This window comes from Burkholderiales bacterium, assembly GCA_023511995.1.
Taxonomy (GTDB): domain Bacteria; phylum Pseudomonadota; class Gammaproteobacteria; order Burkholderiales; family Thiobacteraceae; genus Thiobacter.
Genome location: JAIMAL010000001.1, coordinates 127,798 through 141,060 on the forward strand (window position 1 = coordinate 127,798; position 13,263 = coordinate 141,060).

The following is a 13,263-nucleotide window of genomic DNA, read 5'->3' on the forward strand; positions in this document are numbered from 1 at the left end:
TTTGCTATTCGAGTTCCCGTACCAGATGCGCGAGGTCGGCGCGTTGGGTGTCCTGGATGAGCTTTTTGCACACCAGCGGGTGATAGCGCAGAAGATGCCGGGCCACCGCCTCCACCTTGTCGGGGGCGTGGGCGTGGTGATGGGCAAGGCCCAGGGCATACCAGACGTGGGGATTGCGCGGCTGCAGGGCCGCGGCCTGCTCCAGCGCGGCTACCGCTTCTGCATGGTGGCTGAGACGGGCCTGGCAGAGCCCCAGGCCATACCAGGCGCGGTCGAGCCGGGGATCGAGGCGGACGGCCTCGCGAAAGGCGGCGATGGCTTCCTCGATGCGGCCCCGTTGTTCCCGCAGGTAGCCCAGGTTGAACCAGCTCACCGCATCGGGCGCGAGGGTGATGGCCTTGGTGAGATAATCCTCCGCGGTGAGGAAATCGCCTTCCTCGCCATACAGGTAACCCAGCGCCCGCAGCAGGCGCGGGTCCTGCGGCGCGCGCGAAAGCGCCGCCTCATAGGCGGCGATGGCCGGCCGCCGGCGTCTGAGCCGCGCCAGCAGGCGGCCCCGCCAGTAATGACGGAGAAAATCGAAATCCATGCAGGCTCCGTGAAGGCAGGGCCATTGTCGCCGCAGCCCGGCTTGCCGGCAAGGGTGCGGCATGGGGGAAAGAGATGAGTGTTGCGCAGCAGATCTTTCTTTTGAGCGCCTTGCGGGCGATCGTGGAAGTGGCGGGGCTTGCCCTGCTGGGGCAGGGGGTGCTGGCGCTTTTAGCGGGCAGCCGCCGGCACGAAAACTTTTTCTACCAGATTTTCACCATCGTCACCCGGCCGGTGATCCGTCTTGCGCGCCTGCTCACCCCGCGTGTGATCGTGGATGACCACGTGCCGCTGGTCGCCTTCTTTCTCCTCCTCTGGCTTTGGCTTGCGCTGGCCTACTGGCGGCATCAGCTTTGTCTGGCGCACAGGCTCGCCTGCTGAGCTTGAGCAGGTGGCCACCCTCCGGTATAGTTCCTGGCCTTGGCTGCCGATCATGGCGGCCTCGCGCGCCTTGCTTTGCGTCGGACGTGGCATGCGCCCGCCGGGCGACCCGTCGAGCATCCAGTCAACGCCGCGTTGCCCCCGCCTGCGACGGAGCGGGATGAGCCCACGAACCATGCTGAAAACAACCGCACTCAACGCCGCACATCGCACTCTGGACGCGAAGATGGTGGATTTCTCCGGTTGGGAAATGCCCCTTGCCTACGGCTCCCAGATCGAGGAACACCACCGCGTGCGGCGGGATGTGGGCATGTTCGACGTCTCCCACATGCTGGTCATCGATCTCCAGGGCGAGGGCAGCCGCGCCTTCCTGCGCTGGCTGCTTGCCAACAACGTGGACCGCCTGCAACTGCCGGGCAAGGCGATGTATTCCTGCATGCTCAACGAGCAGGGCGGCGTGCTCGACGATCTCATCGTCTATTTCATGGCCGAGGACTGGTTCCGCGTGGTGGTCAATGCCGGCACCGCGGAAAAGGACCTTGCCTGGATGATGCGCCAACGGGATGCGCATGCCCCGGGGGTGGTCATCGAGCCGCGGCGGGATTTGGCCATCATCGCCGTGCAGGGGCCCAATGCCCGGGAGCGGGTGTGGCTTGCGAAGCCCGAACTGCGCGCCGCCACCGAATCCCTCAAACCCTTCCAGGCGGCGCAGGTGGATGAATGGTTTGTCGGCCGCACCGGCTACACCGGTGAGGATGGTTTCGAAATCATCCTCCCCGCGGCCCACGCGGAGGATTTCTGGTGGCTCCTCTACCGGCTGGGGGTGAACCCCGCGGGGCTGGGCGCACGGGATACCCTGCGCCTGGAAGCGGGCATGAATCTCTACGGCCAGGACATGGATGAAACCACCACGCCTCTGGAATCGGGGCTCGCCTGGACGGTGGATCTCAAAAGTCCCCGGGATTTCGTGGGCAAAGCCGCCCTGGAGGAACAACGCCCCCGCCGCAACCTTTACGGGCTCATCTTGCTGGACCCGGGTGTGCTGCGCAGTCATCAGCGTGTGCTCACCGCCCACGGCGAGGGCGAAACCACCAGTGGCAGTTTTGCGCCCACCCTGAACCGCTCCATCGCCTTTGCCCGTCTGCCCATCGAAGTGCAGGTGGGGGATTTGGTGCAGGTGGCGGTGCGGGACAAACTGTTGTCGGCGAAGGTGGTGAAATATCCCTTCGTCCGCAATGGCAGAAGTCTGATCGATTGAAGGAACCCACCATGACCATTCCCAGCGACCTGAGATACACCAAAACCCACGAATGGGCGCGCCGCGAGGCCGATGGCACCGTGACGGTGGGCATCACCCACCATGCGCAGGATCTCCTCGGCGACATGGTATACGTGGAAAACCCCGCCGTGGGGCGCAAGGTTGCCGCCGGTGAGGAATGTGCCGTGGTGGAATCGGTGAAGGCCGCCTCCGACGTCTATGCGCCTGTCGCTGGCGAAGTGGTGGCGGTGAACGAGGAAGTGGCAGCAAGCCCCGAGCGCATCAACAAGGATCCTTACGGTGCCTGGATGTTCCGCCTGCGGCCCGTTGACCCCGGCGAGTTCGACCGCCTCCTCGATGCCCAGGCCTACCAGGCGGTGGTGGAGAGCGAAGCCCATTGAGCGCTTGAGCCGCTGCCAGCCGAACCCGGAACGGTCATGCCTTTCATCCCCCATACTGAAGAAGACGTGCGGGCGATGCTGGAGGCCATCGGCGTGGCTTCCATCGATGCCTTGTTCGATGAGATCCCGCCGGGGCTCGCCGCGGCGGAACTTGCCGGCATTCCGCCGGGGCTGACGGAGATGGAAGTGACCCGCCTTGCCGAGGAGCGGGCGGGGCGCGACGGACGCTATCTCAATTTCATCGGCGCCGGTGCCTACGACCACCACATCCCCGCTGCCGTGTGGCAGATCGTCACCCGCGGCGAGTTCTATTCCGCCTACACGCCCTACCAGGCGGAGGCAAGCCAGGGTACGCTGCAGGTGGTGTACGAATTCCAGACCATGATGGCTTCGCTCACCGGCCTCGACGTCTCCAATGCGAGCCTCTACGACGGCGCTTCGGCGCTGGCGGAGGCGGTGCTGATGGCGGTGCGGGCCCACAAGGGAGCACGCCGGGTGGCGTTGCCGCGCACCGTGCATCCCTTCTACCGGCGGGTGGTGCAGACCCTGGTCACACCGCAGATGATCGAGCTCGTGGAGGTGGATTTCGATCCCGAGCGCGGCATCACCGATTGCGGCTCTTTGCCGGAGGGGGAGCTTGCCGCGGTGGTGATCCCGCAACCGAATTTCTTCGGCTGCCTGGAAGAGGTGGATGCCCTCACCGACGCCGCCCACGCCCGCGGTGCGTTGGCGATTGCCCTGGTCAATCCCACTTCGCTCGCGCTCCTCAAGCCGCCGGGCCGCTGGGGAAGCCGCGGTGCCGACATCGCGGTGGGAGAGGGACAGCCATTGGGTGCGCCGCTTTCCTCCGGTGGGCCCTATTTCGGTTTCATGTGCTGCCGCCAGGCGCTGGTGCGCCAGATGCCCGGCCGCATCATCGGCCGCACGGTGGACGTGGAGGGCCGCCCGGGCTTCGTCCTCACCCTGCAGGCGCGGGAACAGCACATCCGGCGCGCCAAGGCCACCTCCAACATCTGCACCAATCAGGGCCTGCTCGTCACCGCGGCGACCCTGTACCTCGCCCTGCTGGGGCCGAATGGCCTGCGCCGGGTGGCGGCCACCTCCCATGCCAACACGCGGCGCCTGGTGGAAAGCCTCACGGCCATTCCCGGTGTCACGCGCGCCTTTGCCCGGCCCTTCTTCCACGAGGCGGTATTGCGCCTCACGGTGCCGGTGGCGGGCGTGCTGCATGCGCTGGAGGCCCAGGGCATCGTTGGCGGCTTCGATCTCACTCCCTATTATCCGGAGCTGGGTCACGCGTTGCTGGTGTGCGCCACGGAAAAGCGCACCGAGGCGGACATCGCGCGCTATGCCGAGCATCTCGGGCGTATCATGGAGCGGCGCACCGCGGCGCCCCCCTGTCCCATCAAACCCCGCATCTGAATGGTGGAGGTCCCATGAGCACTGTCACCCTGGAAGGCACACCGCTGCACGTAAGCGGCCATTTCCCCCAACCCGGTGAAAAGCTGCACAGCTTCATGCTGGTGGACAAGGATCTCAACGACGTGTCCCTGTCCAAGTTCGCCGGCAAGCGCAAGATTCTCTCCATCGTGCCCAGCCTGGATACACCGGTCTGTGCCCAGAGCACACGGGTATTCAACGAAAAGGCGGCGAGTCTGCCCAACACCGTGGTGCTGGTCATCTCCGCCGATCTGCCCTTCGCCCAGGCGCGCTTCTGCGGCGCGGAAGGCCTCGACAACGTGATCACCCTTTCTTCCATGCGGGGCCGCGATTTCGCCAAGGATTACGGGGTGATGATCACCGACTATCCGCTGGCGGGCCTCATGGCACGGGCGGTGATCGTGGCCGACGAAAACGACACCGTGCTCTATTCCCAGCTGGTGCCGGAAATCACCCAGGAGCCGGATTACGATGCCGCACTCGCGGCGCTGAAATGAGGCTTGGGCGCCTGCCATGCTGATCTTCGAACTTTCGCGGCCCGGGCGGCGTGCTGCGGCGCAGATGCCCAGCCGCCTGCCGGAAGTGGATCTGCCCGCGGAACTGCTGCGGCAGGAGGGGCCGTGGCTGCCCGAATGCTCGGAGCTCGACGTGGTGCGCCACTACACCCGGCTGTCGCAGAGGAATTTCTCCATCGACACCCATTTCTACCCGCTGGGTTCCTGCACCATGAAATACAACCCGCGGGCCTGCAACAGCCTGGCCATGCTGCCGGAGTTCCTCGGCCGGCATCCCCACGCGGCGGCGCCCACCGGACAGGGCCTCCTTTCCTGTCTTTTCGAGTTGCAGGAAATCCTCAAGGAAGTGACGGGCATGGCCGGCGTCAGTCTCGCCCCGATGGCGGGGGCGCAGGGGGAATTCGCCGGGGTCGCCATGATCCGCGCCTATCACCTGGCGCGGGGGGACACGGCGCGCACCGAGATGCTGGTCCCGGATGCGGCCCATGGCACGAACCCGGCCACGGCGGTGATGTGTGGCTATACGGTGAAGGAGATTCCCACTGACCGCAACGGCGATGTGGATCTCGCGGCGCTGCGGGCGGCGGTGGGCCCCCGGACGGCCGGTCTCATGCTCACCAATCCTTCCACCCTGGGCGTGTTCGAGCGTAACATCGTGGAAATCGCGCGCATCGTGCACGAGGCCGGCGGGCTCCTCTACTACGACGGGGCCAATCTCAACGCCATCCTCGGCCGCGTGCGGCCGGGGGACATGGGCTTTGACGTCATCCACGTCAATCTGCACAAGACCTTCTCCACGCCCCACGGCGGGGGCGGTCCCGGCGCGGGGCCGGTGGGGGTTGCCGAACGGCTGCTGCCTTTTTTGCCGGTGCCCATCGTGCAAGAAGAGCGGGGTGTCTATCGGTTGCTGAGCGAACGGGACCGACCGCAAAGCATCGGCCGCCTCTCCGCCACCCTGGGCAATGTGGGCGTGCTGCTGCGGGCCTGGGTCTATGCGCGGATGCTGGGCCGCGAGGGCATGCGGCGGGTGGCCGACTACGCCACCCTCAACGCCAACTACCTGATGGCGCAACTCAAAAAAGCCGGCTTCGAGCTCGCCTATCCCCAGCGGCGGGCGAGCCACGAATTTATCGTCAGCCTCAAGGGGCTCAAGGAGCAGACCGGCGTGTCGGCGATGGATGTGGCCAAGCGTCTCCTCGACAAGGGCTTTCATGCCCCCACCACCTATTTCCCCCTCCTCGTCCCGGAGTGCCTCCTCATCGAGCCCACCGAGACCGAGTCGAAGGAAACCCTCGATGCCTTCGTCACCGCGCTGCGGGAAATCGTCGAGGAGGCCCACACCGACCCCGAACGGGTCAAGGGCGCGCCCTACACCACGCCGGTGCGGCGGCTGGATGATGTCCGCGCGGCGCGCGAGCTCGATCTCGTGTACAAACCCGCCGCCTGATGGAATCGCCCCACAAGAGCAAAGGCGGCGTGGTCCGCATCTGGCGCGCACTTTTCTATTCCCTCGCAGGGCTCACCGCCGCGATGCGCCACGAGCATGCCTTCCGCCAGGAGCTGGCGGCCGCTGCGGTGCTCATCCCGCTCGTTTTTTTCTTGCCGGCAGATGGCACGGGCCGCGCGCTCATGATCGGCGTCGTGCTTCTGGTGTTGATCGTGGAATTGCTCAATTCCGCCGTGGAGGCGGTGGTGGACCGGGTGTCCACTGAGGACCATCCCCTGGCCAAACGAGCCAAGGACCTGGGCAGCGCGGCGGTGTTCCTGGCTTTGCTTAGCGTGCCGACGGTGTGGGCGCTGGTGCTTCTTGGCTGACCGCCAGGTCTTTGAGCAGCGCCTGCAGTTCCCCCTTCTGGTACATCTCCGTCATGATGTCGGAGCCGCCGATGAACTGCCCCCGCACATAGAGCTGGGGGATGGTCGGCCAGTTGGAAAACTCCTTGATCCCCTGACGGATCGCCGGGTCTTCCAGGACGTTCACCGCGAAGAATTCCTTCACCCCGCAGGCGCGCAGCAACTGCACGGCGTTGTGGGAAAAACCACACTGAGGGAACTGGGGCGTCCCCTTCATGTAGAGCACCACCGGATGGGTGGTAATCTGATTGCGGATCACATCGTGGATGTTCATTTTATACTCCGGAAAGATGAAATACCCGAGCAGTTTATTCAGGTATTAGCCCCCTGTCAAGGCGGCCTGTCCCGGCGGGCGGCGGGGGGTTGCCGCCGCGCCAGCGCCTTGCGCAGGAGATGGGGGAGCAGCAGGTGCAGCGGCATGCGCAGCCAGTGGCCCCGGACATAGAGGGCGAAATGGGCAAGGGCGGTGAAAGGCCCGCGGCAGCTTGCGTGCTTCGGGCGGAAGATTTCGGCCGCCAGCCCATCCATGGCAAGGCGCAGGGGCAGGGGCGGGGCGGCCTGTTGGGCTGCCTGCATCACCGCTTCCGGGATGGGGGTGCCCAACAGCCTTTGCGCGTAGCGGAGTGCGTAGAAGAGGGGCCGGGCGAGATCAAGCAGCCTGGCGCGGGGCACGAGGCCGGCATAGAAACCGGGCTCGACCGCGGCGAAATGGCGCAGCAGGCCGTCGAAATCCATGAGGTCGCGCAGGGCGCGGTCGGTCTCCCCTTCGTGGAAGAGGTGGGTGGCGCAGTGCACCACGAGATCGGCGGGACTCGGCAGGCGGAAGCCTGCCCACGGTGATGCCCGGGACGCAGCGAAGATGAGCGCGGGATCGGGGTGGTGCCGGGCAGTGAGGGGTAGCAGGGTGTGGTGGACGTCCACCACGGTCTGCCGGCGCACGTGCTCCAGGGGCGGGATTTCGTGCATCCACCGGCGGTAGTAGCGCTGGTCGTAGGGGTCGAGTTTCATCGGCGCCCAGCCATGGGCAAGGAGCGCGCCTTCCACCTCCCTAAGCCGCGGCCGGGGCACCAGGAGATCGATGTCGCCGAAGAGGCGGCCTTCCGCCACCGGTAGCCCCGCCGCCCCATAGGCTGCGCCCTTCAGGAGCACCACGGGAACCTCGAGGGGCGCGAGCAGCCGCCCAAGGCACTGGAATTCCCACTCCAGTGCCTGCCGCAAGCGGCTTGCCACCTGCAGCGCGGCGTCGAGGTGACGGCGGACCGCGGGCGGCACGGCATCCAGCGCTTTCGCCTCCCGCAGGCGCACGGCGAGCCGCCCGGTGAGCGCCGCCGCCCGGGCCTGGCGCAGGGCGAGGTCCCATTCGTCCGGCGAAAGGGCGGCGGCCATGGCCGGCGCACGCAGCAGGCGGAGCAGGAGGTCAGCCGTCATGGGCGAGCCCATCGAAGACCGCCAGCGCATCGGTGAGCCGGCTGTAGGTGAAGTCGTAACAGTCACAGGCAGCGATCAGGCGCACCAGGGTCTCGTAGCCCACCTCCCCCAGCACGCTGTAATTGAAGCCATTGCGGGCGAATTCCAGCAGGGCATGCCCCCGCGCATGGGGTGTGAGGCGGGGCGCTGAGGCCGGCACATAGCGGGGAAAGATCACCCAGGCGGGCCGCGCCGGCTCGTCCATGCGCGCCACACTGTCGGTAGGGGGGCGCATGTGGGTGACCAGCCCCTTGCGCGTATCCCGGGCCGGCGGCCCGAACACGGCCTCCGGCGCCCAGGCGCGGAGGAGTTCCACCGAGGCGTTCTTGAGATTCACCGGCCGTGCCAGCCCGTGCACGAGGCCGCTCGCCGGATCGATCAGGGCGAGCTCGTCGGAAAGGAGGCGCCAGCCCCGCTGCACCAGGGCGGCGGTGAGGGTGCTCTTGCCCGAGCCGGGGGGCGCGGGCAGGAGAGCGGCGCGGCCCCCCTTTTCGATCACCGCCGCATGCAGGATGAGAAACCAGTGGGCGTGCTGGGTCACCGCCCAGTTGAGCCCCCACTCCAGCATGGGGAAGGCGTGATCATAGGGCAGGGGCTTGAAGGGCTCGGTGTCATCGAAGGCGAACCTGACCTGGGGCCGAAAAAAGCGGCGCAGCCCCAGGGGACGGAAAACGCGGACGGTAAAGTCGCAGAAGACCGGCTCTTCCAGCACCGGGTGTTCGGCGTAGAGCACTGCCAGGGCCTCTTCCACGGCGGGGATGCGGCTTCGGATGCGCACCGTGAAAGGCCCGGTGCGCAGGCAAAGCCCGGCGCCGTGAAGCCGATGCTTGAGCTCAGCGGGGGCAAGTTCAGAGAGTTTCACAGGGGCGGGGGTGGGCCGGGTGGCTGACGGTGGAGAGGCGGCGCCTGAAGAGGGGCACGGCCGGCGGTGCTGCTTCAGGGGGACACCAGGACCAGGTGCACGCGTTCCAGGGCGGCGAGCGCCGTTTCCATGGCCGCCCGCTCGTCGCTGCCGAGGGCGGCCAAGGGGCGATCCATGAGGGCGAGGGCCAGCTCTTCGAGCCCCATGGGGCCGTTTTGGAGACAGGATAGGACCTGACCGGCGAAAGGGTCAAGGAGGTGGGTATCGCCGCTTGACGTGTGGAAGACGGTGTAACCATCCTCCCAGGCGGCAAGACGCACCTCCGGGGCAATGCGCCAGCGGGGGCCACTCACGGGATGGGGTTACCGTGGGCGTCGTAGCCGCAATAGAGGCTGTTGTACTGATCCCACTCCGCCTTCAGTTGGGTGAGGGCGGCGCCGCAGTCCAGTGCGGCGTTGTCGAAGGCAGCCTGGAAGGCATTGATCACCTTCTGCGGCGTGTCGTACTGGGGCAGATAACGCCAGGCGAAGGTCGCCGCGTTAAGGAGCGCCGCCACCGCATGGAAGGCGGCGTTGCGGACCTTCCCGTAGTAATCCTTGTGGTTTTGGCAGGCGGGGGGGATGCTTGCCAGATCAAGCTTTTTGGACTGCTGGGCGACCTCGCCCAGGGTGGCGTTGTTCTTGAACACATTGCGCCCGAACACGGTGTTGAACACCATCTGGGGCAGGTAGAGATTGTCCGTGAGTCCTCCCCACACCTCCGGATGCTGACCCCAGTAGCCGGGGCTGCAGCCGCACTGCACCGGGCTTTGGCCTTGGGAGAGGTTGCCGGAAAGGATGGCCGAGCGGGTGCACTGGTTGGCCCCCAAAACGGGGTGACTCACCAGGGTGAGCAGGACACCGGAGCCGGCGAGCCCGCCCCGGGTGAAGCGCCGCCGGCTTTCATCGACCCTGCCGGGTTCGCTTTTGGCCTGCCTGACGTTCTCGTCTTTGCCTGAATCCACCATGGAATACTCCTCGCGCCTTGGGCCGGTGGCAGCCGGCCGCCCCTCACCGGAAAAAAACAATGCAAGAATCGCGCCATGCCGTCATGATGCAACAAAATCATGGCAAAACAGGGACATGGCCAAAAGACAGGGGCTGCCCCGCGCTCCCTTTCGGGGGGAAGTGTAAAGTTTCCCGACAGGCTCCGCCAGCGCGCGAGGCGCTCAGCCTGGTTTTTGCCCGCCGCTCACCCGCTCCCAGCCCGCCAGGTCCCGGTGGGTCTGCACCGCGCCAAAGCCCGCCGCCCTGAGGAGCGCCCGGCAGGCTTCCCCCTGGTTCCAGCCGTGTTCCACAAACAGCCAGCCGCCCCGGTGGAGCCAGCGGGGCGCCTCCGCCACGATGTGGCGCAGGGCGGCAAGGCCATCCCTGCCGGCTACCAGCGCCGCCCGGGGTTCGAAGCGCACATCGCCCTGGGCGAGGTGGGGATCATCCTCCGCCACGTAGGGGGGATTGGCGACGATGAGGTGGAAACGCGCTTCCCCCTCGAGGGAGGTGAACCAGTCCCCTTGCAGGAACCGCACCCGGGTGAGCCGAAGCCGCCGGGCATTCTCATGCGCCACGGCGAGGGCGGCGGGAGAGCGCTCGATGGCGGTCACCCGCGCCGCCGGCCGGGCATGGGCGATGGCCAGGGCCACCGCACCGCTGCCCGTGCCCAGCTCCAGCACCTCGCACGGATGGCCATCGGGCAGGTGAGCGAGCGCCAACTCAACCAGCCGTTCCGTCTCCGGACGGGGAATCAGCACGGCCGGCGTCACCGCCAGGGTGAGACCGAAAAACTCCCGCCGCCCGAGGAGGTAGGCCACGGGTTCCCCGGAAAGCCGCCGGGCAAGAAGCCCCTGGAAGCGCGCCAGGGCCTCGGCCGGGACCGGGTCGGTGTCGTGGGCGATGAGCCAGGCGCGCCCTTGGCCGAGGGCCTCGCAAAGGAGTATCTGGGCTTCGAGGCTCGCATCCCGGGCATCGAGGCTAAGCGCAGAGGCCAAAGCCCCGCGCGCCTGGCGCAGGGTTTCCCCGACCCGCCGGGAAGCTTTCTGGGCCACCTCGGTGGGGGAAGGGGGGAGGCATGGGCGGGTCATGGGCCGGTTGCCGGTCGAGCTCGCTTCGCCCCTCAGGCGGCCTCGCCGAGGCTTGCAAGCTGCTCCGCCTGGTGCTGGTTGGCCAGGGCCTCGATGAGCTCGTCGAGTTCCCCGTCGAGGATCTCCGGCAGCTTGTAAAGGGTGAGGTTGATGCGATGATCGGTGACCCGACCCTGGGGGAAGTTGTAAGTCCGGATGCGTTCGGAGCGGTCGCCGGTGCCGATCAGGGAGCGGCGGGTGGCCGCCTCCTTCGCCTGTTGCTGCCGCACCTGCATGTCCTTCAGCCGGGCGGCGAGGATGGCCATGGCCTGCGCCTTGTTGCGATGCTGGGAACGGTCGTCCTGACATTCGACGACGATGCCGGTGGGCAGGTGGGTGATGCGTACCGCCGAATCGGTCTTGTTCACGTGCTGGCCGCCCGCCCCGCTGGCGCGGAAGGTGTCGATCTTGAGCTCGGCGGGATTGAGGTCCACCTCGCCGATTTCTTCCGCTTCCGGCAGGACTGCCACGGTGCACGCGGAGGTGTGAATGCGGCCCTGGGCTTCCGTTTCCGGGACCCGCTGCACGCGGTGCACCCCGGATTCGAACTTGAGCCGGGAATAGGCGCCGGCGCCGCTCACGCGGGCGATGATTTCCTTGTAGCCCCCCACCTCGCCATCGCTGTGGGAGAGGACTTCCACCTTCCAGCCCTGGCGTTCCGCGTAGCGGCTGTACATGCGGAAAAGATCCCCGGCGAAGAGGGCGGATTCGTCGCCGCCCGTGCCGGCGCGGATTTCCAGGAAGACGTTGCGGTCGTCGTTGGGGTCCCGCGGCAAAAGCGCCTTGCGCAGGTCGAGCTCCAGCTCGGCAAGCCTGGCCTCTGCCGCTTTCAGCTCGCCTTCCGCGTAAGCCTTGAGTTCCGGGTCGGCCAGCATCTCCTGCGCCGCCTCGCGGTCGCGCAAGGTGTGCTCATAGGCGCGGAAGCGTTCCACCACCGGCGCGATCTCCGCGTGCTCCCGCGACAGGCGCCGGTATTGGGCGAGATCGGCGGTGATCTCCTGGTTGGCAAGGAGCTGGTTGAGCTCGTCAAGCCGGGCGGCGAGCTGGCGAAGGCGGGCAAGGAGAGCGGGTTTCATTCGAGGTGGAGGTGGTAGAGGCGGCGCAGCCAGTTTTCAAGTTCCGCCCGCTCCTCCGGCCGCACGTGGTGCAGCGCATCGGTGGGCCCGTGCAGCAGTTTGTTGGTGAGCGCCTTCGACAGGTGATCCAACACCCGCGCCGGATCATCGCCCCGCGCCAGATGCTTGAGGGCGCGCTCCAGCTCCTGGCGGCGGAAGCGTTCCGCCGAGTCGCGCAGGGCGCGGATGGTGGGCACCACCTCCCGGCTTCGCACCCATTCCATGAAGCTTTGCACCCGGCTTTCGATGATGGCTTCCGCCTGCTGCGCCGCCGCCTGCCGGTTGCCGATGCCTTCCTGCACGATATGCGCCAGATCGTCCACGGTGTAGAGGAAGACATCGGGCAGTTCCCCCACCTCCGGTTCGATGTCGCGGGGAACCGCCAGATCCACCATGAACATGGGGCGGTGTTTCCGTTGCCGGATGGCCCGCTCCACCATGCCCTTGCCCAGGATGGGCAGCGGACTCGCGGTGGAGCTGACGACGATGTCGTAGTGGTGCAGCGCCTCCGGCAGCTCGTTCAAGGTGAGACTGCCCCCGTTGCAGCGGCGGGCGAGGTGTTGGGCACGATCCAGGGTGCGGTTGGCGATGGTGATGCGGCGGGGATGCTGGGCGGCGAAATGGTCCAGGCATAGCTCGATCATCTCCCCCGCCCCGATGAAGAGCACCGCCTGTTCCGCGATGCTGGGAAAAATGCGGCTGGCCAGTCGCACCGCCGCCGCCGCCATGGAGATGGAATTGGCGCCGATGTCGGTGGTGGTGCGCACTTCCTTGGCCACGGCGAAGGTGCGCTGGAAAAGCTTGTGCAGCAGGGTGCCCAGGGTGCCCGCCGCCTGCGCGGCGCGCACCGCCTGTTTCATCTGGCCGAGGATCTGCGCCTCTCCCAGCACCATGGAATCGAGGCCGCTGGCAACCCGGAAGGCGTGTTTGACCGCCTGTTCCTGGGGCAGAAGGTAAAGGTATGGGGTGAGGCTTGCCCGCGGCAGGCTGTGGAATTCGGACAGCCAGTCGATGGCCGCCTCCGGCACCTCGGTGTTGCAGTAGATTTCCGTGCGGTTGCAGGTGGAGAGGATGGCCGCTTCCTTCACCGCCCGGCGGGAAGCGAGGTCCCGCAGGGCCGGCATCAGTCGGTCGGAGGGGAAGGCCACCTGTTCCCGGATGGCCAGCGGTGCCGTCTGATGGTTGATGCCGAAGGTGAAAAGCTGCATGGGCGAAAAAGCGGAACCG

Annotated in this window: 16 protein-coding genes; 7 read left to right on the forward strand and 9 right to left on the reverse strand. The window is 66.9% G+C overall.

Going from position 1 to position 13,263, the window contains the following annotated elements; translation table 11 throughout:
• Positions 1 to 4: 4 nt before the first annotated feature.
• A complete protein-coding gene (locus K6T56_00620; protein ID MCL6554843.1) occupies positions 5 to 589 on the reverse strand; it encodes a tetratricopeptide repeat protein in 585 nt (194 codons plus the stop codon).
• Positions 590 to 663: 74 nt separating this feature from the next.
• On the opposite strand from K6T56_00620, the gene K6T56_00625 reads away from it, so the two are divergent.
• From K6T56_00625 to K6T56_00655, 7 genes are all read left to right on the forward strand, one after another.
• Positions 664 to 969, forward strand: coding sequence for a hypothetical protein (locus K6T56_00625; protein MCL6554844.1), 306 nt, complete (start codon positions 664 to 666; stop codon positions 967 to 969).
• Between the two features lie 160 nt (positions 970 to 1,129).
• Complete coding sequence (gene gcvT / locus K6T56_00630) at positions 1,130 to 2,227, forward strand: glycine cleavage system aminomethyltransferase GcvT (GenBank protein MCL6554845.1); 1,098 nt, start codon at positions 1,130 to 1,132, stop codon at positions 2,225 to 2,227.
• A gap of 11 nt (positions 2,228 to 2,238) precedes the next feature.
• Positions 2,239 to 2,628 (forward strand): glycine cleavage system protein GcvH, encoded by a 390-nt coding sequence (gcvH, locus tag K6T56_00635; GenBank protein MCL6554846.1) that lies wholly within the window; start codon positions 2,239 to 2,241, stop codon positions 2,626 to 2,628.
• A gap of 36 nt (positions 2,629 to 2,664) precedes the next feature.
• On the forward strand, positions 2,665 to 4,050 hold the full coding sequence (gene gcvPA, locus K6T56_00640; protein ID MCL6554847.1) for an aminomethyl-transferring glycine dehydrogenase subunit GcvPA: 1,386 nt from the start codon (positions 2,665 to 2,667) through the stop codon (positions 4,048 to 4,050).
• A 14-nt stretch (positions 4,051 to 4,064) separates the two neighbouring features.
• Positions 4,065 to 4,565, forward strand: coding sequence for a thiol peroxidase (gene tpx / locus K6T56_00645; GenBank protein MCL6554848.1), 501 nt, complete (start codon positions 4,065 to 4,067; stop codon positions 4,563 to 4,565).
• A gap of 16 nt (positions 4,566 to 4,581) precedes the next feature.
• Positions 4,582 to 6,030, forward strand: a complete 1,449-nt coding sequence (gene gcvPB / locus K6T56_00650; GenBank protein ID MCL6554849.1) for an aminomethyl-transferring glycine dehydrogenase subunit GcvPB — start codon at positions 4,582 to 4,584, stop codon at positions 6,028 to 6,030.
• Complete coding sequence (locus K6T56_00655; protein ID MCL6554850.1) at positions 6,030 to 6,398, forward strand: diacylglycerol kinase; 369 nt, start codon at positions 6,030 to 6,032, stop codon at positions 6,396 to 6,398. Before gcvPB ends, K6T56_00655 begins: the two co-directional genes overlap by 1 nt.
• Here K6T56_00655 and grxD read toward each other — a convergent pair.
• The 8 genes from grxD to hemA all read right to left on the reverse strand — a co-directional run bounded on the left by grxD (position 6,358) and on the right by hemA (position 13,244).
• Positions 6,358 to 6,711: a Grx4 family monothiol glutaredoxin gene (gene grxD, locus K6T56_00660; protein ID MCL6554851.1), complete on the reverse strand. Its 354-nt coding sequence runs from the start codon at positions 6,709 to 6,711 to the stop codon at positions 6,358 to 6,360. The genes K6T56_00655 and grxD overlap by 41 nt on opposite strands.
• Positions 6,712 to 6,767: 56 nt before the next feature.
• Positions 6,768 to 7,865 carry a nucleotidyltransferase family protein gene (locus tag K6T56_00665; protein MCL6554852.1) on the reverse strand — a complete coding sequence of 366 codons (1,098 nt, stop codon included), beginning with the start codon at positions 7,863 to 7,865 and terminating at the stop codon, positions 6,768 to 6,770.
• The gene (locus K6T56_00670; protein ID MCL6554853.1) at positions 7,855 to 8,766 is read right to left on the reverse strand and encodes an HprK-related kinase A; all 912 of its coding nucleotides are present in this window, start codon (positions 8,764 to 8,766) and stop codon (positions 7,855 to 7,857) included. Before K6T56_00670 ends, K6T56_00665 begins: the two co-directional genes overlap by 11 nt.
• A gap of 74 nt (positions 8,767 to 8,840) precedes the next feature.
• Positions 8,841 to 9,119, reverse strand: a complete 279-nt coding sequence (locus K6T56_00675; GenBank protein ID MCL6554854.1) for an HPr-rel-A system PqqD family peptide chaperone — start codon at positions 9,117 to 9,119, stop codon at positions 8,841 to 8,843.
• Positions 9,116 to 9,772 carry a hypothetical protein gene (locus K6T56_00680; protein ID MCL6554855.1) on the reverse strand — a complete coding sequence of 219 codons (657 nt, stop codon included), beginning with the start codon at positions 9,770 to 9,772 and terminating at the stop codon, positions 9,116 to 9,118. Before K6T56_00680 ends, K6T56_00675 begins: the two co-directional genes overlap by 4 nt.
• A 201-nt stretch (positions 9,773 to 9,973) precedes the next feature.
• Positions 9,974 to 10,882, reverse strand: a complete 909-nt coding sequence (gene prmC, locus K6T56_00685) for a peptide chain release factor N(5)-glutamine methyltransferase (protein MCL6554856.1) — start codon at positions 10,880 to 10,882, stop codon at positions 9,974 to 9,976.
• 32 nt (positions 10,883 to 10,914) lie between these two features.
• Positions 10,915 to 11,997, reverse strand: coding sequence for a peptide chain release factor 1 (gene prfA, locus K6T56_00690; GenBank protein MCL6554857.1), 1,083 nt, complete (start codon positions 11,995 to 11,997; stop codon positions 10,915 to 10,917).
• Positions 11,994 to 13,244: a glutamyl-tRNA reductase gene (hemA, locus tag K6T56_00695; GenBank protein MCL6554858.1), complete on the reverse strand. Its 1,251-nt coding sequence runs from the start codon at positions 13,242 to 13,244 to the stop codon at positions 11,994 to 11,996. The genes prfA and hemA overlap by 4 nt, the downstream gene beginning before the upstream one ends.
• Positions 13,245 to 13,263: the final 19 nt, after the last annotated feature.